This window comes from Tritonibacter mobilis (genome assembly GCF_001681715.1).
GTDB classification, from domain to species: domain Bacteria; phylum Pseudomonadota; class Alphaproteobacteria; order Rhodobacterales; family Rhodobacteraceae; genus Epibacterium; species Epibacterium mobile.
The window spans coordinates 88,526-105,397 of record NZ_LNWY01000001.1 but is presented as its reverse complement, the minus strand read 5'-3'; the positions used below and the strand labels follow the sequence as shown (position 1 = coordinate 105,397).

Here is a 16,872-nt window from a genome sequence, read left to right as displayed (position 1 = left end):
GGGCATAGAGCGATGCCGACATTCAGAATGAGAGATGGCACAGGCAGTTTTCGCCTGAAACACGTGGTCGAAGACACCGACCGCCATGGCAATGTGCGCGTTTACCTGCGCAAGCCCGGTCAGCCGAAGATAAGACTTAAGAGCCAGCCCGGCACGCAGGAATTTCTGGATGAGTATCGCAGGGCTCTGCACGACGCGCAGGAAAAGCCGCAAGCGCCTGCGCTCGACCGGCGCGGCAACAAGGGCACGTTCAAATGGCTCTGTGAGCAATACTTCGCTTCCGCTGAATTCAAGCGCCTGGCACCGCGCACGCAATATGTCCGCCGCCGCATTCTCGATGGCGTCTGCGAGAAGAATGGCAAGAACCCGTACGCGCTGCTTGAAGCGCGCCACGTGCGCAAGATGCGCGACGATAGGGCAGACACGCCGGAAGCGGCCAACGGCGTTGTAAAAGCGCTGCGCCAAATCTTCAACTTCGCGGTCGAGTATGAGTTCGCCGATCGCAATCCCGCACGAGACGTCCCTTATATCCGCTCGGCGAGCGAAGGCTTTCATTCCTGGACGATGGAAGAAGTTGCGCAGTTTGAGCAACACCATGCGCTTGGCTCGAAGGCACGACTCGCGCTTGCGCTGCTGCTCTACACCGGACAGCGCCGCTCAGACGTTGTGCGGCTCGGCCCCCAGCACATCAAAGATGGCTGGCTAACGCTAACGCAGCAAAAGAACCGTAGCCGAAAACCAGTTACGCTATCGATCCCCGTCCTTCCGGAGCTGGACGCCGTGATCGATGCGACGCCGACAGGCAACCTTGCTTTTCTGATGACGGCGTTCGGCAAGCCCTTCACTTCGAATGGCTTCGGCAACTGGTTTCGCAAACAGTGCGACGCAGCGGGTCTTAAGCACTGCTCGGCACACGGTCTTCGCAAGGCCGGTGCGGCGCTAGCGGCCGAGAACGGCGCGACCGAGCGTCAGCTCATGGCGATCTTCGGCTGGAGCACGATGAAGGAAGCCTCGCGCTATACCCGTGCTGCCCGCCAGAAGGTGCTAGCAGCATCCGGCATGAAGCATCTCTCGCGCGACCAAGGCTGAAAGCTGCCGAAGCGGCTTTCGACCGCTTCGGGGGGGGGGATCACTACCACCACGAGTCATAAAAGACGGTATAGCCGTTTTTGACCCTCTCGCGGGCCTTGGCGACGAAGGCAAGATCGTCTTCGGTTTCCGTGCCATCGGAGGCACCGAAGAAGAAGCCGCAGGTCTCTGGCAAACCAGCCCCTTTGATATCAGCTTCCAGGCGATCCAGATCGGCCTCTGTCAGTGCCACGCAGACGCAGTTGAAACTGTCAGCGCTGCCACCTTTGTCGAAGTAGAGCTGTTCCATCCAGCCGTGAAGGTTCGGATGCTTGCGCCAGTAGTGCAGTTCGGTGGGCCGCTCTGGCTTGAAATCCACCTCGCTGTCGAACTGCTCGTCAGTCACCATTGCATACATATCAAGTCCCATTGTCTTTTCCTTTCTCTCTTGGGTTGGCGTCCTTGATGGACGCGCCCCGGAAAGACGGCGGGAGAAGCGGGGGCTTCATGTTTAACACGGTCCGCCTTGGCGGATGGTGCGGGCCGGACATTGAAGGCAACGCGACCGCTGGCAAGGTCGCGGACGATAACTTCAAGGGCGATCACCAAAAGAGTGAAAGGCGATGGCAGCGAAGATGGGGAGGATGGCCGACGGCCAAGATAATGATGTCTCCAAGCACAGAGCGCGAACAAAAAAGTCCCACTTTTGCCCATGCCGGACGGCGGTGGGACAAATCCATCTCTTAAGGCGCTGATTTCATTACATCTAGGGTGATGAATGGTGCCCGGGGGCGGAATCGAACCACCGACACGAGGATTTTCAATCCACTGCTCTACCCCTGAGCTACCCGGGCACGGGAAGGCGTCTCGCCTTGGGTGAGGGCCTTCTATGCGCTGTGTGCGACAGTGTCCAGAGGCTTTTTGAAAGAAAATCACTAATGTTCGGTCAGGGACTGCGACTCTTGCTGTTCTAGTGCATTTTCAAGATCTTCCTGATCCTCACTCGGGACCGAATAGCTACCGTTCAGCCATTTTGCGAGGTCCAGATCGGCGCAGCGTTTGCTGCAGAAGGGGCGGTAGCTCTGTAGGGTGGGCTCGCCACAAATCGGGCAACTCATGACAGAATCTCCGACAGGGGCAGGCGCGCGCGTTTTCGTTGTAGCTCGAAATGTCCGAGGGTGGTCCAACCCACGAGCGTGGTTTCTTCGGGGTCAGATTTGAAGGCCGCACGCAGAGCGCTTTCAAACGCACGGCGATCTTTCTTTGGCATGGGTGCGGCGTCAATGACGATCTGGCCACCGAGGCCGAGACAGCGCAGCGCACGGGGCAAGGCACGCGCACAGGCCATGTTGGCCTTAACGCCTGCGGCAAGCGAGGTGTCGCTACCGGTGTTCACATCTACTGCTACCAGCGCACGAGTGCGCTCCACGTAAAGAAAAGCGCCCGCTCCAATGGAAATTTTGCCAGTGCGGACGGAGTCGAGCGCGTCCAGAACACCGCAGCGCTCAAAACCGCCGGGGTCTTGTTCGATTTGTGCCGGATCGGTCCATTCGCGCCAAGCCTGCAGATGGGGCGCGTCGCCTTCATGTAGAACTTCGGATGTCTCCGACGGATCCTCAAGCACCTGGCGGGCGGTGGCGACCATGGTGGCGATATCCTCGGCAATGTCCTCCGGATCGGCACCAGCGCAGACCGAGCGCAGGATCAATCCAAAATCCACGCCATCCATCTCCGTATGTGCAATTTCAAGGAGACGGTCGCGTTCGTCTTCATCGCGAATTGCGCGGGAGATATTCAGCCCCGGCGCGTCCGGAGTCACGATTGCATAGCGGCTCTTGAACAGCAGCTTCTGTGTGACGGGTAGGGCTTTGCCGGGTTCAGCGTAGCCTGTGACCTGAACCAGCAGCATCTGTCCGGGCGCGAGACCCTTCACCTGACGCAAGAAGGCAGGACCGTCGGGCGTGCTGAGGAACATGCCCCCCTGGCCTTTTACGGGGCGATCGGCGCGGGCGCGATAGATGGTGCCGGGCAGGGGTGCATCGCCTGCGATCAGAAAATCGTCGAGTGTTCCATCGATCATCAGGGCCGCGGCTTCACGCCCGTTGATGTGATCGAGAATGATCTGAGTGCCCTTCATGGTGCTTTGTCCTTGTAGAGGGGATATCCCGCCGTTTGCAGCAGGGTGGCGGTCTCGGCCAATGGCAGGCCCACGATGGCGGTGAAAGAACCACTGATCCACGGGATCAAAGCACCCGCAGAACCCTGAATGGCGTAGCCGCCTGCCTTGCCGTCCCAATCGCCTGTCGCGAGGTAGCCGTTAAGTTCTTCGTCCGAGAGGCGCTTCATTTTGACTTGGCTCACGACGTCACGCTGCCACAGTTTATCGTTTTGGCGCAGCGCCACGGAGGTAATGACGCGGTGGCGGCGACCAGACAGGGCGAGCAGGAATTCTGCGGCCTCGCCTGCGTCGCGAGGCTTGCCCATAATGCGCCGCCCAAGCGCCACCGTGGTATCAGCACATAGTACCAGATCGTCGGGCGCTGCAGTCACGGCCTGTACTTTCTCACGGGTTACGCGCGCGCAATAATCGCGGGGCAGTTCCCCTTTGAGTGGAGTCTCATCAATATCCGGCGGGCGGATATCATCGGGGGTTACGCCCAGTTGTGCCAATAGTTCCAACCGACGCGGGCTACCCGAGCCAAGAATAAACCCCATGCCTGAACTCCTGCTGTTGTGCCGCCCTGTTCTAGGCCTGCAGGCAGCGGCAGAAAACCATGAAACCGAAAGCGGCGGCAAAACAAAAGCCCGGCACCGGGCCGGGCTCTTACCATCTAAAACGAATCGCGCTTACTTGAAGCGGTAGTTGATCCGTCCTTTGGTGAGGTCGTAAGGTGTCATTTCCACCTGGACCCGGTCGCCTGCGAGGACACGGATGCGGTTCTTACGCATCTTGCCTGCCGTATGTGCTATGATTTCATGGCCGTTTTCCAGCTCGACCCGAAACGTCGCGTTTGGCAGGAGTTCCTTCACGACACCGGGAAATTCGAGCGTATCTTCCTTGGCCATGTTGTCTCCATAGTTGTGTTTTCCCGAATACAGACGGGACGTGCGCTTAAATGGGCCTATTTGCCCCATTTTTCAAGAGCGCTTTTATAGCAGTTTATGGTTAACAACATCTTTGACCCGCGTTTCCTGCTCATCCCAGTGGCTGCGGTTGCGGACAACACCGGCGCGGCGCACGTGGTGAACCGCCTGAAGATCCACCTCGCCATATGTCCAGCCCGGCTGATTGAGCGTGCCTTCTGCGATCACGCCGGTGCCGGGAAACCCCGTATCTGGTGGGCCAAAGATACCGCCCATGCCGCAGCCTTCGTCGACGGCCTCTGACCATGCGGCAGAGCCGACCACCGATGCCATTACGGTAATGCATTGCTGTTCCAGCGCACGCGCCATGGCACCAATGCGAACCCGCCAGTACCCGGCCAAGGCTTCGGTGCAGGATGGCACAAGGATCATATCTGCCTCAGACAATGCGCGTGCCAGCTGCGGGTATTCGCTGTCATAACAGATCAATACTGCAATCTTGCCAAGTGTTGTGTCGAACATCTTGAGCGGGCCGCCCGGCGCGATATCCCATGGGGCGCGCTCGAACATCGTCATGATTTGTTTATCCTGATGATCGCGCTGGCCTGTGGGCGTATAAAACTCCGCTCGGTTCACAGGGCGCGCAAAGCCTGCATGCACGGGGGCAGAGGCTCCGAGGATGTGTACATTGTGCTCTGCCGCCAGCTTCAGATGAAGCGCGGCCGCCTCTTCCATCTTGTCGGAGACGGATTGAATGGAAGCTTCGAGGTTGCCTGCGATCTCAGTGCCATCGAGTGTGGCGAGTTCCATCGCCCCATATTCGGGAAACACCAGCAAATCCGCGCCGTTGCCTGCCGCGTTCGAGACCCATTTCGATAGTTTGTCCTCGTAGTGGTTCCAACTCTCAAGCCAGTCAAGCGGATAGGCGGCGGTTGCGATCTTCATAGGGAACTCCATTAAAGGTCTTGCCATATGGCTAGCCGATTATGCGACCGTCGAACAGTGTGTGCGGCGCTGCCACGGCCAGGGGACGTTGGGGTCGAGGAGAGTTTTAGAGATCCCGGAGCCAGAACTGCAAGGCTTTGGTGTTTTCCTTGGGCTGGTCTATGTCCTTCCAAGCGAATTCTGCAACAACCCCCGGCAGTGGCTGATAGCCACGTTTGCGCCAAAACGGATCAAGCGGGGTATATCCCGTAGGGTGCAGCGGATGCTCTTTGGGGCGTATCACGCTGCAGAATGCGGACTTGGCGAACCCCAGCTCGCGCGCGTGAGCCTCTCGGGCATTGAAAAAACCGTGCCCTGCGCCTTGGCCGCGATAAGCAGGCAAAAGCACCGATTCCGCGCAGTAAAAAATGTCCGCCATGTTGAGCGTGCTTTGGGCGAAGGCTGCGGCGAAGTCATCTGCGTGATCGGCCAGAGGGGTGCCAGTCGCCGCCCCCACCAAACGATCTGCATCAAATGCGCCGACAACGACCGCGCCTGCGCTGTCGCGATAGCTTTGTAAATAATCACGCTCGTAAGCAAGATCGCCATCATAGAGATAGGGCCACGCGCGAAACACCTCGATCCGCAGGCGCGCCACATCGTCCAGCGCGGCCTCAAGTGCTGCGCCGGTCAGGGTCTCAATCCGCAGGACCATCAGGCAGAGACCTGTTTGATCCAGTCAGAGAGGTTGTAATAGGTGGTGACGCGGGTGATGAGGCCGTCGCGCAGGTCAAAAAATGATCCCGCGGGCAGCTTGTAGGTTTGCTGATGCGCTTCCGGCAGGCCTTCATCGGTCTGCAAATAGGTGCCATTTACGGTGTATTCCGCCGCTGCCCGTGTCGCATCCGTGTTGGCAAGGATCACCATATCGGTCAGCTCTTCGCGGTAGCAGCGGCTCATATGGGCGCAGAAGTCTGCGAATTTCTCTTTGCCGACGCGGATATTCCCCTCGTTGACGTGATGGGCCACATCATCGGCGAGGCATGCAAGCATGCCATCGGTGTCACCGGCGTTGAAGGCGTTGAAATAGCGCGCAATTGTGTCGTTCATTTATGTCTCCGTCGGGTTTCCCCAGCGCGCAATCAGCCGCTCGAGGATCTGGTCTCGGGTTTGTCTGTAGCTTTCTAGCTTTGCTTGCCGCGACTCGCCGAGCCCAGTTGGGTCCATAATTGGCCAATATTCGACATCGAGGTGAAAAAAACGGGTGAGTTCCAGCGCGCGGCGCTGGCTCGCCGGAGAAAGCGCAATCACCAAATCGTATGAGGAAATATCATCGCCCCATTGCTCCATCTCGTCAAAGGAGCGGGAGCGATGCCGGGACAGCTCCACGTCAATCTCCTGACAGACGGAGATGCAAAACCCATCGATCTCAAGATCGTTCTTGACCCCGGCGGATTGCACATAGGTGCCGGTTCCATAAAGTTTTTTCATGATCCCCTCGGCCATTGGGGATCGGACCGCGTTGTGGTCACAGCAGAACAAAATGGACTGCGGCAGCTCCGTCACGCATCAGCCTCCGAAGTGCAAAACGCAGATCAGGGTGAACAGGCGACGGGCGGTATCGGTATCCACCTCCGCCTTGCCTTCAAGGCGTTCTTGCAGGACGCGGCTGCCTTCGTTGTGAATGCCCCGGCGCGCCATATCGATGGTCTCGATCTGGCTCGGAGGCAGGGTTTTGACCGCGGTGAAGTAGCTTTCGCAGATTTGGTAGTAGTCTTTGACCACCTGACGAAAGGGCGACAGCGACAGGTGAAACTCCGCCGCCTTGTCGCCGCCTTCAGTCTCGATATCAAAGACCAGACGCTTTTCGCGGATCGAGAGTGCGAGGTGATAAGGCCCCTCGGGCGTGTCGCGCTCATCACGTTTGGGCAGTACAAAGCTATTGTCTTCGATCAGATCGAAAATTGCGACTTTGCGTTCCTGCTCAATTTCCGGCGTTGGCGGCGGCAGGTTGCGATCGTCTAGTTCAATTTGGCTGATCCGGCTCATGGCTCTGGTCCCAGTACTGTCTCCCCTCATGACCTAGCGGATCGCTTCCTCTCGCACAATCGGGCGTGTTGACTGACCCTGCGCAATCATTGCGCAAGTGTCACGTCATCGCTGCATTAAATCTGTGAGAGTTGAGAGAAAAGCGAGCTGTCGCGCCTTGGCGTCAATACTCTATTAACCGTGACGGCACTTTCATCAACCTGTGTCCGAAGCGTCAAGTTTCGGCCTGCAACAGGTTCAGTCAGCGGGAGGGCAGCCCCACTGGCTGAACCTTCGCATTCAGGTGTTTAATGCGTCCAGCCGTGCCAAGACCGACAACCCATGTGCCTCAAGGCTCTCGCTTTTGGCAAGCGTTGCTGCGGCAGGGCCGATTGCGCGCAGTGCCTCTGGTGTCATCTGGCTGAGCGTGGTGCGCTTGATGAAATCCATCACCGACAGGCCAGAGGAAAACCGGGCCGAACGGGCGGTGGGCAAGACGTGGTTGGGGCCACCGACATAATCTCCGATAGCCTCTGGAGTATACTGCCCCATAAAGATCGCACCGGCATGGATGGTTTTCTCGCTCAGATCTTGGGGATCGGCGACGCACAGCTCCAGATGCTCCGGTGCAATCCGATTAGAAAGCATGGCCGCCTCATCCAGATCGCGCACTACAATCACGGCACCAAAATCGCGCCAGCTCACACCTGCGATGGCGCGCCGCTCCAGCGTTTCCAGCCGTTTGTCCACCGCAGCCGCGACGGCCTTGCCGAAGTCTGCATCATCCGTGATCAGAATGGATTGCGCGCTCTCGTCATGCTCGGCCTGGCTCAGGAGGTCGAGCGCGATCCAGTCGGGGTTGTTGTTCTTGTCGGCAATCACAAGGATTTCCGAAGGCCCCGCAATCATATCGATGCCGACCTTGCCGAACACACGGCGCTTGGCCGCCGCAACAAAGGCATTGCCGGGGCCGGTGATCTTGTCGACAGGCGCGATGGTTTTGGTGCCATAGGCCAACGCGGCCACGGCCTGCGCGCCCCCCACGCGGTAGATTTCGTCCACGCCAGAAATGCGGCAGGCCAACAGAACCAGCGGATTGATTTGCCCGTCCGGGGTGGGCACGGTCACCGCAAGGCGCTCGACACCTGCAACCTTGGCCGGAATGGCGTTCATCAACACGGACGACGGGTAGCTTGCCAGACCGCCGGGCACATAGAGCCCCGCCGCAGACACCGCCGACCAGCGCCAGCCCAGCGTTGCACCGCTCGCATCGGTCCAGGTCTTGTTCTCGGGCATCTGCTCGGCATGATAGGCGCGAATGCGGTCGGCCGCGAGTTCGAGTGCGCTGCGCTCTGCGTCTGATACAGTTGCGATGGCCGCATCGACCTCCTTAGCCGAAATCCGCAGCGCGTTTGCATCCTTGAGGGCGAGCCGGTCGAATTTTTCCGTCAACTCCAGCAGCGCGTCATCCCCCCGGTGGCGCACGTCAGCAATGATATCTGCAACAATTGCGTCCACATCCGGGCTGTCCTCACGCTTTGCGCCCAGCAGCGCGGTGAAGGACTGTTCGAAGTCGGCATCGGAAGAGGTCAGAAATACGGGCATTACGGCACTCCTTTGTGTGGAGCCTTACCCTGCCTGTGCGTCTGCCTCAAGTTTGATTGGCCGCGAGATTGCGCGTGGTGTCATGTATCGTGCTGTGGCATGTGTTTGGACGGTGCGCGGTAGGGGCGTGTCACGTCCTTGAGTGTGACTTCAAGTGCCTCCACGGACAGGCGGATTGCTCCGTCCCCTGCAAGCGTCAGCAACAGATGCCCGGCGCCATCTTGGCCCGGCTCAAAAGTAACGGATAGCACCGACAGGATCATATCCTTATCGGTGCGATCAATCCCCTGAGAGGCCACGTTCAGGACGTTTTCGGCAAGCAGCACAGATTGTACCCGCTCATAGGCACGCCCGCGACGCTCGGCAGCGACGCGGTCTTCCCAGCGAAACCGGTTCAGGAGAATGGCGAAGCGGCGCGCAGAGGCGCGCCAGCTCATTTCCGTGACAGGAAACACTGCATCCTGAACAAGCGAGGAGATGACCTCCAGATCCTCAGCCTCATAGGCACCGAGGTTCAGGGGGCGTTCGCGGCCGTCTTCAAAGCTGGCATCGGACATTAGTCTTCCTTGATGCGTTCAATCTTGGCGCCCACCGCAGAGAGCTTGCGCACCACATGTTCATAGCCGCGATCCAGGTGGTAGACCCGGCTGACGCGCGTCTCACCTTCTGCCGCCAGCCCTGCAAGGATCAGCGACACGGAGGCGCGCAGATCTGTCGCCATCACGGGCGCACCCTTCAGGCGTTCAACGCCGGTGACTTTGGCGGTGCCGCCATGGACATCAATCTGTGCCCCCATCCGCATCAGTTCCGGGGCGTGCATAAAGCGGTTCTCAAAGATCTTTTCTTCCAGCACCGATTCACCCTCGGCGGTGCACATCAATGCCATCATCTGCGCTTGCAGGTCGGTCGGAAAGCCGGGGAAGGGTTCCGTGACCACATCGACGGCTTTGACGCGGCCCGATTTATGGCTCACTTTCAGGCCCGCATCGGTTTCTGAGATGTCCACGCCAGCCTCTTCGAGCTTTGCGCAGAAGGCCTCCAGCAGATTGCGCCGACCGCCCAGCAGTTCCACTTCGCCGCCGCAGATCGCAGGGGCCAGCATATAGGTGCCCAGTTCAATCCGGTCTGTGACCACCGGATGAGTCGCGCCATGCAGTCGATCAACGCCCTGAATGGTGATCGTGCTGGTGCCGTGCCCTTCAATCTGAGCGCCCATCTTAATAAGGCACTCGGCCAGATCGATAATTTCAGGCTCACGCGCCGCGTTCTTCAGCACTGTGGTGCCTTTGGCCAAAGTTGCTGCCAGCAGCGCATTTTCCGTCGCCCCCACCGAGACAATAGGGAAATCCACGGTTCCACCGGTAAGACGTCCGCCCGGTGCTTTGGCATGGACGTAGCCGTCGCGTAGATCCAGTTCCGCACCCATCGCTTCCAGCGCTTTGAGGTGCAGATCAACCGGACGTGCACCGATGGCGCAGCCACCCGGCAATGACACCACCGCATGCCCTTCGCGGGCCAGTATGGGGCCGAGCACCAAAATCGATGCCCGCATTTTGCGCACGATGTCATAATGTGCCGTGTGATTGTCGAGCCCATGGCTGGACATGGCCAGCACTTGCCCTTCTTGCAGCGCGGAGACTTCCGCCCCCAACGATTGCAGCAATGAGGTCATGGTGCGAATGTCGCTGAGGCGCGGTGCATTTGTGAGGGTCAGCGGTTCTTCGCTCAACAAGGTGGCGGGCATCAGCGTCAGGCACGCGTTTTTGGCCCCGGCAATCGGAATCACTCCGTTTAGCGGGCCGTTGCCAGTTACCAAAATCGAATCCATCTGCTCTATCCTTCAGCGTCGCCCGAGGCGCCGTCTTTTTGTTCGGACCGTGCTTTGGCTTGCGCCTTGCGCCGGGCCATATTCGCCTTGAGTGCCGCTTTTAAGCGGTCCTCGCGAGAGGCCTCGGATCGGTTACCGGTGGGTTTCTTTTTCTCTGCCATAGAGCTTGTCTAACTTAGTCAAAAAAAACCGTCCAGATGCTCTTGCGCTCTCCTGAGAATATGCATAGAAGCCCCCACACGGCGCTGCTGTAGCTCAGAGGTAGAGCACTCCCTTGGTAAGGGAGAGGTCGAGAGTTCAATTCTCTCCAGCAGCACCATGAAATCAGTTGCACACCAGTATACCCAGAAGCTGCTGAAGCTGGCTTATTCAGCCCTTTTCAGTTGGTTTGAGCTGATCGTTGGTTGGGCCGTCACTGTATATATTGGGTTCGGCGAACTTCTGAACTATCCTTCCCGCACTGCAAAGGCTTTGGTTGTCCCGTCTTCTGTCGAATGTGCGGTGGCGAGGTTGCGACGTGCCGTTTCATGGGGGCTGATGTGATGAACACCGACCTGCGCGCTTGGTAAACCGGATGTTTGATGATCGCTCTGCAATGCTGATAGGCCGTGAACTCTGATCCTAAGTGATTGCTTCCAGTTTTTCTTTGGACATATCACCAGGCACAATCGTGATCGGAAACGGCAGCGTACCTGCGGTGCGGGTCAATTGGGTGACAATGGGACCGGGGCCTTTGCGATCACTGGCGGCACCCAAAACCAAAATGCCGACTTCCGGGTCGGCTTCGATCTGGGCGAGAATTTCCGGCACGATGTCACCTTCGCGGATCACCAGTTCAGGATCGACACCTTGGCGGTCACGCATCCATTTGGCAAAGACCTCGAAATGAGCATGGATGCGTTCGCGGGCTTCTTCGCGCATCACTTCGCCAACACCGATCCAGTGGTTGAATTCATCCGGTGGGATGACCGACAGAATCACCACGCCACCACCGGTGTTGGAAGCGCGCATCGCGGCAAAGCGCATGGCGTTCAGGCATTCACGGCTGTCGTCGAGGACGACCAAGAATTTGCGCATCAAAACCTCTGTTGTCGTGTCTCGGCTATATTGGCCGATGCAACCCTCCCGCGCAATAGAGGCCTGTGATCGCATTTGTCATCCGTGTCGGGTGGAACGTCGCCGGAGGAAGGGGGTGCTCCCGCCCGATTTCATTGCATTAAAAATGCCATGCAATCCGTTGGGCCGGGCGCCGGACTGCCGTCCGGCGCAGTTGCGTTTTGCGGTGAAGGCAGGATCTGGGTGCAACCGCATCGCAGTCCGTTAGGGCTGAGATGCGCGGCCCAACGCCGCCAGGGATCTTTGGCGCAGCCAGAAGATCGCGCGGGGGCGGGAGCGTTCCCGCTGTGGGTTGGGCAGTACAACCGGGGGGTCAGTTGCCGGATTTCGCCCAATCCCAGTAAAGTTCCCGCACGCGGCGCGTAACAGAGCCATGCTGATAGCTCACATCGTCAAAGGCCGTCACAGGCGTGACTTTGGACATGTTGCCGGACAGGAAGATCTCATCCGCGCTTTCAAAATGGGCATAACTCAGCACGGTTTCATGCACCGCGATCCCGTCTGCGCGCATGTTCTCGATGTGGCGCGCCCGTGTGATACCGGCAAGGAACGTGCCATTGGCAATTGGCGTAAAGACCTCGCCGTCCTTTACCATAAAGACATTGGCTGTCGCGGTTTCAGCCACATTGCCCATGACATCGCAGGTCAGAGTGTTGGTGAACCCTTTGGCGCGCGCCTCGCGCAGCATGCGGGCATTGTTTGGATAGAGGCAGCCGGCTTTGGCGTTCACGACTGAGGATTCCAGAACCGGGCGACGAAAGCGGGTGCGGGTCAGGGTGGCAGAGGCCGCCTCTGGTGCCATCGGGATTTCCTCAAGGCAGATCGCAAATTGCGTGGCCTCAGGTGCGGGCGCGATCAGGGTCTGATCGCCTTCGCTGGCCCAATACATCGGGCGGATATAGACGGCGCTGTCGGGGGAGAAGGCCTTTAGCCCCTCGTTCACGATTTCCACCATCTGATCGGCGGGCACTGTGGCGGCCATCATCAGCGCCTCGGCAGAGGCGTTGGCGCGGGCGCAGTGTTTGTCGAGGTCGGGGCTGACGCCGTCAAACCAGCGTGCTCCGTCAAAGACGGAAGAGCCAAGCCACGCGGCATGGTCGGCGGCGGACATGATCGGCACATCGCCATCATGCCATTGGCCGTTGAAATAGGTGCGGATCGTCTTGCCGACAGCCATTGGGAAACCTCGGGTTCTTGGAACGTCTTGGGTGATTTGTCGGGACGTTAGGGGGCAGGCGCGGCGAGGTCCAGCCGAAAGGCCAGATCGACACATATCGAGCAATCTGCCAGAAATGTATCGATCTGTCGCGCTAAGGCGCGCTTATTCGTCGTAGCTTACGACCAGCTTGTCGGTCAGCGGATAGGCCTGACAGGACAACACAAAGCCCTTGGCCACCTCGTCATCCTCCAGCGCGTGGTTGGCGGCCATTTCAACCTCGCCCTCGATCACGCGACAGCGACAGGTGGAGCAGACACCGGCGCGGCACGACCACGGAGCATCCATGGCGTTGTCCAATGCGGCTTCTAGCACGCTGGTATTGCGATCCAGCGTCACCGAGCGGGTGGCCCCATCCAGCGTGATCGCAGCGGTAACCGGCGCGCTCGCGGCGGTAACCGGCGCGCTCGCGGCGGCATTTCCGCTGGCGGCTTTTTTCGCAGCGCGTCCGGGCTGGTTGGAGGCGAAGAGTTCGAACTTGATCTGCGCGTCCGAGAGGCCTGCTGTGCGCAGTGCCTCGGCAATGCCAAGCATCATCGGCTCCGGTCCGCAGATGAACGCGGTGTCGATGCTTTGGATCGGAATCCAGCGCTCAAACAGCTGGGCGCATTTCTCCTGCGTGACCAGTCCGGTGAACAGATCCACCTCCTGCGCGTCGGCCTCCAGCACATGGATCACCGACAGACGCCCCATGTAGCGGTTCTTCAGGTCCTCGATTTCCTCGCGGAACATGATCGAGTTGATGCCCTTGTTGGCGTAAACCAGCGTGAAACGGGACTGGGGTTCTGCCTGCAGGGTGGTTTTCAGGATCGACAGCACCGGCGTGATGCCGGAGCCACCGGCAAAGCCCAGATAGTGTTTCTCGGCTGCTGCATCGAGATCAGTGAAAAACCGACCCTGCGGCGGCATCGCCTCGACCGTATCGCCGACCTTGAGGTCGGTGTTGGCCCAGGTCGAGAAAGCGCCGCCATCGACCCGTTTGATGCCGACTTGCAGGATACCCTCGTCCTTGCCGGCACAGATCGAATAGCTGCGGCGCAACTCGGTGCCGTCGAAATCGCGGCGAAACGTGAGGTATTGGCCTTGGGTGAAGTCAAACTCTGCCGCCGCGCCATTGATGGGCTTCAGCGTGACCACCACCGCGTCGCGGATGGTGTGTTTGATGTCGGTGACTTCGAGAGGGTGAAAGCGGGCCATGGAGCGAGCCTCCTCAGATACACTTGAAATAGTCGAAAGGTTCCAGGCAGCTGTTGCAGCGCCAATGGGCCTTGCACGGAGTGGAGCCGAACTGGCTCACGCGGGTCACATCGGGACTGCCGCAGCGAGGGCAGTGGTCGGGGCCGCCAGCGGGGGAGGGGGGCGCGATGCCGTATTCCTCCAGCCGGGCGCGGCCTTTCTCCGAGAGCCAGTCGGTGGTCCAGGGCGGCGCGATCTGGGTCTTGATCTCTACGCGCTCAACCCCGTGAGAGGCCAGCGCGGTTTCCACATCCAGCCGAATGATCGACGTCGCCGGGCAGCCCGAATAGGTCGGCGTCAGGGTGACGATCAGCCCGTCGTCGCTCCACTCAACATCGCGCACGATGCCGAGATCGACGAGGGAGATCACCGGAATTTCCGGATCAGGCACCGCATCGAGCCATTCCCAGATCTGCGCGACGGAGGGTTGGTTGGATGTTGTATTTGCCATTTAAGCACCTTGCCCGGACGAAGGCCGGGCAGCCCCCGTCCGCCCCGTTTTGCCGAAGGCAAACCTGCGGTTTGACGGGCGGGGGCTACACCCCCACCCGCGGACGGGATCTGCCCTCAGCAGCATCACCACGTCGCGCCCGGATAGGCGCGCTGCATCCACTGCATGGTGGTCAGCAGATGCCCGAGGTGTTCGGTGTGCATCTTGCCATCGCGGCCACCGCCACGGGCGCGGCGCGCCTCGGGGAGCGTCAGCGTCGCCTCGCCCAAGACACGGGCGAGTGTATCATCGTAGTCCGCGCGCAAACTCGCGGGATCAGGGGCAATTCCGGCCTCTACCAGCGCGGCATCCACCGCGTCGCTCAGGAACATTTCGCCCACATAGGGGTAAAGGTAATCAAGCGCCGCCTGCATCCGGGCGTGGCTTTCCGCGGTGCCGTCGCCAAGGCCCACCACGGTCTCGGCAGAGCGCTCCAGATGGTAGGTCGCTTCCTTCACCGACTTGGCAGCAATCGCGGCCACACGCGCGTCGGAGGAGGCGGTCAGGGCGCGTAGTTGCAGCACATGCCAAGCGTCGAACAGGAATTGCCGCATCAGGGTCTGGCCAAAATCGCCATTCGGCATCTCGACCAGCAGCAGGTTGCGAAAGTCCCAAGCGTCGCGCAGGAAGGCAAGGTCATCGGCGGTTTTGCCCGCCCCCTGCACCTCAGCCGCGAGGCCGAGCCACATCTGGGTCTGGCCGATCAGATCCAGCGCGGTATTGGCAAGGGCGATGTCCTCCTCCAGCACCGGAGCATGGCCGCACCATTCGCTGACCCGGTGGCCGAGGATCAGGGTATTGTCCCCCATCCGAAGCAGGAATTCGTAAAAAGCAGCCTCCCGCGCCATCACATCGCTCCCACGTCATCGGGGATGTCGTAGAAGGACGGGTGGCGGTAGACCTTGCTCTCCGACGGCTCATACATCGGCCCCTTGTCGGAGGGCGAGGAGGCGGTGATGGCCGCAGCCTCGACCACCCAGATCGACACGCCTTCGTTGCGGCGGGTGTAGACGTCGCGGGCGTTTTTGATCGCCATTTCCGCATCGGGCGCGTGCAGGCTGCCGACGTGACGGTGGCTGAGGCCATGCTGGCCGCGGATGAAGATTTCCCAGAGGGGCCATTCGGTTTTCATGTTTGGTCCTTTCGGTGCTGAGACAGGGCGCGCCCGAGGCTGCGGGCGCGCGGCGCTGCCGCAGGGAATGTCAAAACGAAGGGGGCGCTTATTCCGCCGCCATCTTGCGGGCGCGTTTTTTCTCGGCGTGGGCCATCATGCCCTCGCGTACCCAAGCCCCGTCGTCCCAAGCTTTGTTACGTGCGGCCAGACGGTCGGTGTTACAGGGGCCGTTGCCTTTGATGACCTCAAAGAACTCCTCCCAATCGGGCTCGGAAAAGTCATAGCCGCCCTTTTCTTCGTTCCACGTGAGGTTCTCGTCCGGCACCGTCAGGCCGAGGTATTCCGCCTGTGGCACGGTCTGGTCGACGAACTTCTGACGCAGCTCGTCATTGGTGTTCATCTTGATTTTCCACGCCATCGACTGCGCGGAATGGACCGAGTCCTTGTCCGAGGGGCCGAACATCATCAGCGCCGGATACCAGAAGCGGTTGAGCGCATCCTGAGCCATCGCTTTTTGCTGCGGCGTGCCCTGCGCCATCTTCATCATGATGTCAAAGCCCTGACGCTGGTGGAAGCTCTCTTCCTTGCAGACGCGGATCATCGCACGCGAATAGGGGCCAAAGGAGGTGCGCTGCAACGGCACCTGATTCATGATCGCGGCGCCATCCACTAGCCAGCCGACCGCGCCCATATCGGCCCATGTCAGGGTCGGGTAGTTGAAGATCGACGAATACTTCATCCGCCCATCCAAGAGCATCTCGGTCATCTCATCGCGGCTGACTCCCAGCGTTTCAGCGGCGCAATAGAGATAGAGCCCGTGACCGGCCTCATCCTGCACCTTGGCCAAGAGGATCGCCTTGCGCTCCAATGTTGGCGCGCGGGTGATCCAGTTGCCCTCCGGCAGTTGGCCGACGATTTCGGAATGGGCGTGCTGACCGATCTGGCGGATCAGCGTTTTGCGATAGCCTTCGGGCATCCAGTCCTTGGGCTCGATCTTTTCGCCCGCGTCGATGCGGGCCTGAAACGCGCGCTCCTCGGCGCTCATCTCGTCCGCGGATTTTAGTCCCGTGCCGGTCGATTTGACCATTTGCGCGTACATAGCTGGCTCCTCCGGTCCTGGCCCAATACTCGGCCCGAATAACTTGGCGTGCATCGCCGCATGT

At 59.8% G+C, this 16,872-nt stretch carries 23 protein-coding genes and 2 tRNA genes; 3 read left to right on the top strand and 22 right to left on the bottom strand.

Annotated features, from left to right (window positions below):
- Positions 1 to 12 precede the first annotated feature (12 nt).
- Positions 13 to 1,089, top strand: coding sequence for a tyrosine-type recombinase/integrase (locus UB90_RS00500; RefSeq protein ID WP_065331834.1), 1,077 nt, complete (start codon positions 13 to 15; stop codon positions 1,087 to 1,089).
- 43 nt (positions 1,090 to 1,132) lie between these two features.
- On the opposite strand, the gene UB90_RS00495 is transcribed toward UB90_RS00500, so the two are convergent.
- The 15 genes from UB90_RS00495 to UB90_RS22910 form a co-directional block, all read right to left on the bottom strand.
- Entirely contained in the window at positions 1,133 to 1,498 is a 366-nt protein-coding gene (locus UB90_RS00495; protein WP_065331833.1) for a phosphoglycerate kinase, read from the bottom strand.
- A 349-nt stretch (positions 1,499 to 1,847) separates the two neighbouring features.
- Positions 1,848 to 1,922 (bottom strand) — tRNA-Phe (locus tag UB90_RS00485).
- An 81-nt stretch (positions 1,923 to 2,003) separates the two neighbouring features.
- A complete protein-coding gene (locus tag UB90_RS00480; protein ID WP_065324582.1) occupies positions 2,004 to 2,186 on the bottom strand; it encodes a DNA gyrase inhibitor YacG in 183 nt (60 codons plus the stop codon).
- Complete coding sequence (locus tag UB90_RS00475; protein ID WP_065324581.1) at positions 2,183 to 3,205, bottom strand: ribonuclease E/G; 1,023 nt, start codon at positions 3,203 to 3,205, stop codon at positions 2,183 to 2,185. The genes UB90_RS00480 and UB90_RS00475 overlap by 4 nt, the downstream gene beginning before the upstream one ends.
- The gene (locus tag UB90_RS00470; RefSeq protein WP_065324580.1) at positions 3,202 to 3,783 is read right to left on the bottom strand and encodes a Maf family protein; all 582 of its coding nucleotides are present in this window, start codon (positions 3,781 to 3,783) and stop codon (positions 3,202 to 3,204) included. The genes UB90_RS00475 and UB90_RS00470 overlap by 4 nt, the downstream gene beginning before the upstream one ends.
- Before the next feature lie 132 nt (positions 3,784 to 3,915).
- The gene (infA, locus tag UB90_RS00465) at positions 3,916 to 4,134 is read right to left on the bottom strand and encodes a translation initiation factor IF-1 (RefSeq protein WP_005620785.1); all 219 of its coding nucleotides are present in this window, start codon (positions 4,132 to 4,134) and stop codon (positions 3,916 to 3,918) included.
- An 84-nt stretch (positions 4,135 to 4,218) separates the two neighbouring features.
- Positions 4,219 to 5,097 (bottom strand): carbon-nitrogen hydrolase family protein, encoded by an 879-nt coding sequence (locus UB90_RS00460; protein ID WP_065324579.1) that lies wholly within the window; start codon positions 5,095 to 5,097, stop codon positions 4,219 to 4,221.
- 106 nt (positions 5,098 to 5,203) lie between these two features.
- The gene (locus UB90_RS00455; RefSeq protein ID WP_065324578.1) at positions 5,204 to 5,791 is read right to left on the bottom strand and encodes a GNAT family N-acetyltransferase; all 588 of its coding nucleotides are present in this window, start codon (positions 5,789 to 5,791) and stop codon (positions 5,204 to 5,206) included.
- Entirely contained in the window at positions 5,791 to 6,186 is a 396-nt protein-coding gene (locus tag UB90_RS00450) for a ketosteroid isomerase-related protein (protein ID WP_065324577.1), read from the bottom strand. Before UB90_RS00450 ends, UB90_RS00455 begins: the two co-directional genes overlap by 1 nt.
- Positions 6,187 to 6,642: an arsenate-mycothiol transferase ArsC gene (locus UB90_RS00445; protein ID WP_065323767.1), complete on the bottom strand. Its 456-nt coding sequence runs from the start codon at positions 6,640 to 6,642 to the stop codon at positions 6,187 to 6,189.
- A 3-nt stretch (positions 6,643 to 6,645) separates the two neighbouring features.
- Positions 6,646 to 7,125, bottom strand: coding sequence for a UPF0262 family protein (locus tag UB90_RS00440; RefSeq protein WP_005620767.1), 480 nt, complete (start codon positions 7,123 to 7,125; stop codon positions 6,646 to 6,648).
- A gap of 279 nt (positions 7,126 to 7,404) precedes the next feature.
- Entirely contained in the window at positions 7,405 to 8,709 is a 1,305-nt protein-coding gene (gene hisD / locus UB90_RS00435; protein ID WP_065324576.1) for a histidinol dehydrogenase, read from the bottom strand.
- An 80-nt stretch (positions 8,710 to 8,789) separates the two neighbouring features.
- A complete protein-coding gene (locus UB90_RS00430) occupies positions 8,790 to 9,266 on the bottom strand; it encodes a DUF2948 family protein (RefSeq protein ID WP_065324575.1) in 477 nt (158 codons plus the stop codon).
- A complete protein-coding gene (murA, locus tag UB90_RS00425) occupies positions 9,266 to 10,537 on the bottom strand; it encodes a UDP-N-acetylglucosamine 1-carboxyvinyltransferase (protein WP_065331831.1) in 1,272 nt (423 codons plus the stop codon). The genes UB90_RS00430 and murA overlap by 1 nt, the downstream gene beginning before the upstream one ends.
- 5 nt (positions 10,538 to 10,542) lie before the next feature.
- Positions 10,543 to 10,698 (bottom strand): hypothetical protein, encoded by a 156-nt coding sequence (locus tag UB90_RS22910; protein WP_005626392.1) that lies wholly within the window; start codon positions 10,696 to 10,698, stop codon positions 10,543 to 10,545.
- A gap of 83 nt (positions 10,699 to 10,781) precedes the next feature.
- Here UB90_RS22910 and UB90_RS00420 point away from each other — a divergent pair.
- Together UB90_RS00420 and UB90_RS22905 are read left to right on the top strand one after the other, a co-directional pair.
- Positions 10,782 to 10,856: transfer RNA gene (locus UB90_RS00420), tRNA-Thr, on the top strand.
- Positions 10,856 to 11,080: a hypothetical protein gene (locus tag UB90_RS22905; RefSeq protein ID WP_065324574.1), complete on the top strand. Its 225-nt coding sequence runs from the start codon at positions 10,856 to 10,858 to the stop codon at positions 11,078 to 11,080. Before UB90_RS00420 ends, UB90_RS22905 begins: the two co-directional genes overlap by 1 nt.
- Before the next feature lie 78 nt (positions 11,081 to 11,158).
- Here the strand turns inward: UB90_RS22905 and UB90_RS00410 are convergent, their stop codons facing one another.
- The 7 genes from UB90_RS00410 to paaA form a co-directional block, all read right to left on the bottom strand.
- Positions 11,159 to 11,614 carry a universal stress protein gene (locus UB90_RS00410; protein WP_005626394.1) on the bottom strand — a complete coding sequence of 152 codons (456 nt, stop codon included), beginning with the start codon at positions 11,612 to 11,614 and terminating at the stop codon, positions 11,159 to 11,161.
- Positions 11,615 to 11,966: 352 nt separating this feature from the next.
- Positions 11,967 to 12,830, bottom strand: a complete 864-nt coding sequence (locus tag UB90_RS00405; protein ID WP_065324573.1) for a branched-chain amino acid aminotransferase — start codon at positions 12,828 to 12,830, stop codon at positions 11,967 to 11,969.
- 144 nt (positions 12,831 to 12,974) lie between these two features.
- On the bottom strand, positions 12,975 to 14,066 hold the full coding sequence (locus UB90_RS00400; protein ID WP_065324572.1) for a 2Fe-2S iron-sulfur cluster-binding protein: 1,092 nt from the start codon (positions 14,064 to 14,066) through the stop codon (positions 12,975 to 12,977).
- A gap of 13 nt (positions 14,067 to 14,079) precedes the next feature.
- Positions 14,080 to 14,556, bottom strand: coding sequence for a 1,2-phenylacetyl-CoA epoxidase subunit PaaD (gene paaD, locus UB90_RS00395; RefSeq protein ID WP_065324571.1), 477 nt, complete (start codon positions 14,554 to 14,556; stop codon positions 14,080 to 14,082).
- A gap of 125 nt (positions 14,557 to 14,681) precedes the next feature.
- Positions 14,682 to 15,443 carry a 1,2-phenylacetyl-CoA epoxidase subunit PaaC gene (gene paaC / locus UB90_RS00390; protein WP_065324570.1) on the bottom strand — a complete coding sequence of 254 codons (762 nt, stop codon included), beginning with the start codon at positions 15,441 to 15,443 and terminating at the stop codon, positions 14,682 to 14,684.
- Entirely contained in the window at positions 15,443 to 15,727 is a 285-nt protein-coding gene (gene paaB, locus UB90_RS00385; RefSeq protein ID WP_065324569.1) for a 1,2-phenylacetyl-CoA epoxidase subunit PaaB, read from the bottom strand. The genes paaC and paaB overlap by 1 nt, the downstream gene beginning before the upstream one ends.
- Positions 15,728 to 15,815: 88 nt before the next feature.
- Positions 15,816 to 16,808 (bottom strand): 1,2-phenylacetyl-CoA epoxidase subunit PaaA, encoded by a 993-nt coding sequence (gene paaA, locus UB90_RS00380; RefSeq protein ID WP_065324568.1) that lies wholly within the window; start codon positions 16,806 to 16,808, stop codon positions 15,816 to 15,818.
- Positions 16,809 to 16,872: the final 64 nt, after the last annotated feature.

Excerpts from the sequence above, each read along its gene's own strand:
- UB90_RS00460 (WP_065324579.1), bottom strand. The coding sequence starts at position 5,097 with ATGAAGATCGCAACCGCCGCCTATCCGCTTGACTGGCTTGAGAGTTGG.
- UB90_RS00405 (WP_065324573.1), bottom strand. The coding sequence starts at position 12,830 with ATGGCTGTCGGCAAGACGATCCGCACCTATTTCAACGGCCAATGGCAT.
- UB90_RS00480 (WP_065324582.1), bottom strand. The coding sequence starts at position 2,186 with ATGAGTTGCCCGATTTGTGGCGAGCCCACCCTACAGAGCTACCGCCCC.
- infA (WP_005620785.1), bottom strand. The coding sequence starts at position 4,134 with ATGGCCAAGGAAGATACGCTCGAATTTCCCGGTGTCGTGAAGGAACTC.
- UB90_RS00455 (WP_065324578.1), bottom strand. The coding sequence starts at position 5,791 with ATGGTCCTGCGGATTGAGACCCTGACCGGCGCAGCACTTGAGGCCGCG.
- UB90_RS00470 (WP_065324580.1), bottom strand. The coding sequence starts at position 3,783 with ATGGGGTTTATTCTTGGCTCGGGTAGCCCGCGTCGGTTGGAACTATTG.
- UB90_RS22905 (WP_065324574.1), top strand. The coding sequence starts at position 10,856 with ATGAAATCAGTTGCACACCAGTATACCCAGAAGCTGCTGAAGCTGGCT.
- paaB (WP_065324569.1), bottom strand. The coding sequence starts at position 15,727 with ATGAAAACCGAATGGCCCCTCTGGGAAATCTTCATCCGCGGCCAGCAT.
- UB90_RS00400 (WP_065324572.1), bottom strand. The coding sequence starts at position 14,066 with ATGGCCCGCTTTCACCCTCTCGAAGTCACCGACATCAAACACACCATC.
- UB90_RS00450 (WP_065324577.1), bottom strand. The coding sequence starts at position 6,186 with ATGAACGACACAATTGCGCGCTATTTCAACGCCTTCAACGCCGGTGAC.
- UB90_RS00495 (WP_065331833.1), bottom strand. The coding sequence starts at position 1,498 with ATGGGACTTGATATGTATGCAATGGTGACTGACGAGCAGTTCGACAGC.
- UB90_RS00500 (WP_065331834.1), top strand. The coding sequence starts at position 13 with ATGCCGACATTCAGAATGAGAGATGGCACAGGCAGTTTTCGCCTGAAA.
- UB90_RS22910 (WP_005626392.1), bottom strand. The coding sequence starts at position 10,698 with ATGGCAGAGAAAAAGAAACCCACCGGTAACCGATCCGAGGCCTCTCGC.
- UB90_RS00440 (WP_005620767.1), bottom strand. The coding sequence starts at position 7,125 with ATGAGCCGGATCAGCCAAATTGAACTAGACGATCGCAACCTGCCGCCG.
- paaA (WP_065324568.1), bottom strand. The coding sequence starts at position 16,808 with ATGTACGCGCAAATGGTCAAATCGACCGGCACGGGACTAAAATCCGCG.
- paaC (WP_065324570.1), bottom strand. The coding sequence starts at position 15,443 with ATGGCGCGGGAGGCTGCTTTTTACGAATTCCTGCTTCGGATGGGGGAC.
- paaD (WP_065324571.1), bottom strand. The coding sequence starts at position 14,556 with ATGGCAAATACAACATCCAACCAACCCTCCGTCGCGCAGATCTGGGAA.
- hisD (WP_065324576.1), bottom strand. The coding sequence starts at position 8,709 with ATGCCCGTATTTCTGACCTCTTCCGATGCCGACTTCGAACAGTCCTTC.
- UB90_RS00410 (WP_005626394.1), bottom strand. The coding sequence starts at position 11,614 with ATGCGCAAATTCTTGGTCGTCCTCGACGACAGCCGTGAATGCCTGAAC.
- UB90_RS00430 (WP_065324575.1), bottom strand. The coding sequence starts at position 9,266 with ATGTCCGATGCCAGCTTTGAAGACGGCCGCGAACGCCCCCTGAACCTC.
- UB90_RS00475 (WP_065324581.1), bottom strand. The coding sequence starts at position 3,205 with ATGAAGGGCACTCAGATCATTCTCGATCACATCAACGGGCGTGAAGCC.
- murA (WP_065331831.1), bottom strand. The coding sequence starts at position 10,537 with ATGGATTCGATTTTGGTAACTGGCAACGGCCCGCTAAACGGAGTGATT.